This window comes from Mesorhizobium sp. M7D.F.Ca.US.004.03.1.1 (assembly GCF_003998635.1).
Lineage (GTDB): Bacteria > Pseudomonadota > Alphaproteobacteria > Rhizobiales > Rhizobiaceae > Mesorhizobium > Mesorhizobium loti.
The window spans coordinates 1-2,005 of the sequence record NZ_RZQG01001021.1 but is presented as its reverse complement, the minus strand read 5'-3'; the positions used below and the strand labels follow the sequence as shown (position 1 = coordinate 2,005).

2 protein-coding genes are annotated in these 2,005 nt (G+C 62.6%); both read right to left on the bottom strand.

The genetic code is table 11. The features are described 5' to 3' along the window. Positions 1 to 2: 2 nt before the first annotated feature. Entirely contained in the window at positions 3 to 395 is a 393-nt protein-coding gene (locus EN935_RS33305; RefSeq protein WP_127264616.1) for an Mth938-like domain-containing protein, read from the bottom strand. Between the two features lie 28 nt (positions 396 to 423). Further along, on the bottom strand, positions 424 to 2,005 hold a 1,582-nt coding region (gene secF, locus EN935_RS33300; RefSeq protein WP_127374090.1), incomplete at its 5' end, for a protein translocase subunit SecF.

Genomic DNA, 2,005 nt, shown 5'->3' with positions numbered 1-2,005 from the left:
TGTCAATCGACGGCAATCAGCGCGGCGGCCACGGCGCGCTCTTCCGCCAGAAGGACGTTGTAGGTCCGCACCGCGGCACCGGTCGACATCGGGTCGGACGCAATGCCTGCCGCCTTCAGCGCGGCCCGCAGCGCGGCGGGCAATGGCCTGAGATCCCTACCCATGCCTACCAGCAGGATCTCGACTTTGTCGGCTTCGGCCAGCAACCTGTCGAAGTCCGCCACCGTCAGCGCCAGGGGATCCGCCGGCTCCCAGCCATGGATGCCGGATGGCAGACAGAACAGCGAGCCGCGATGCGACATGTCGGCAAAGCGGAACCCACCATTGCCGTAGGTTTCGATCGGCGCGCGGCCTGGAAAATGCGCCTCGCGGATGACGATGCCTTTGCTGGTCACCGTTTTGTCACCCCTTCGGGGCGGCGCGTCAGGTCGCGACCGCCTTGCCGCCACCGACCGGCTTCTCCTCGTCGGCCGTAGTCTGCGGCCGCAGCTTGAACAGGATCAGCAGCGGTGCGGCGATGAAGATCGACGAATAGGTGCCGAAGACGACGCCGAACAGCATGGCCATGGTGAACGAGCGGATCACCTCGCCGCCGAACAGCACCAGCGCCAGCAGCGCCAGGATCGTCGTCACCGAGGTCAGCGTCGTTCTCGACAACGTCTCGTTGATGGCGTTGTTCAAGAGTTGCGGCAGCGGCATGCGTTTGTATTTTCGCAGATCCTCGCGAACGCGGTCATAGACCACGATCGTGTCATTCAGCGAATAGCCGATAATGGTCAGGATCGCCGCCAGCGATGACTGGTTGAACTCCAGTCCGCTGATGACGAAGAAGCCAAGCGTCATGACCACATCGTGCACCGTCGCCACGATGGCGCCGACAGCGAACTGCCATTCGAAGCGGAACCAGACATAGATCAGGATGCCAAGCAGCGCGATCAGCATGGCGATCGTGCCTTGCTTCGCGAGTTCGCCTGAAACCGTCGGTCCAACCACTTCGACGCGGCGGAAGTCATAACTGTCCTGCAACTCGCCGCGCACCTTGTCGATGACGGTCTGCTCGGCATTCTCGCCACCATCCTGCGTCCCGACGCGGATCAACACGTCGTTCGGCGTACCGAACTGTTGGACCTGGACTTCACCGATGTTGAGTTCGGTCAGCCGCGCGCGAAGGTCGGCGAGATCGGCATTGCCGCTCTTGGCCTGCACCTCGATCAGCGAACCACCCTTGAAATCGATGCCGTAATTGATGCCGACGGTCATGAAAAGTACCACCGACAGGATCGAAAGTGCACTCGAGAGCGTGAACGTCCAGCGACGGATGCCCATGAAGGGGATCTTGGTGCCGGGCGGAACGAAGGTTACCGGGGCACGCGGCAACTCCTTTGGACGTGCCCGGCGCAACCAGATCGAGACCAGCAGTCGGGTGAAGGTGAAGGCGGTGAAGACGGTTGTCAGGATGCCGATCGCATAAGTGATGGCAAAGCCCTTCACCGGCCCGGTACCGAGATAGAACAGCACCACGGTGGCGATCAGCGAGGTTATGTTGGAATCGACGATGGTCGCCAGCGCCTTGGTGAAACCGGTATCGATCGCCTGGATCACGGAGCGGCCCGCGCGTCGCTCCTCGCGGATGCGCTCGTAGATCAGAACGTTGGAATCGACTGCCATGCCGATGGTCAGCACGATACCGGCGATGCCCGGCAAGGTCAGCGTCGCACCAAGCAGCGAGAGCACGCCGACGATCATCGCCACGTGCACCGCCAGCGCGATATTGGCGAGGAAACCGAGGAAGCCATAGGCGACGAACATGAAGGCGACGACGAGGATAGAACCGATGATGCCGGCCACCTTGCCAGCATGGATCGAATCCTGGCCGAGGCCGGGACCCACTGTGCGTTCTTCGATCACCGTCAGCGTCGCGGGCAAGGCGCCGGCGCGCAACAGCACCGCGAGGTCGTTGGCGCTCTGGGCGGTGAAATTGCCGGAGATCTGGCCGGTGCCGCCG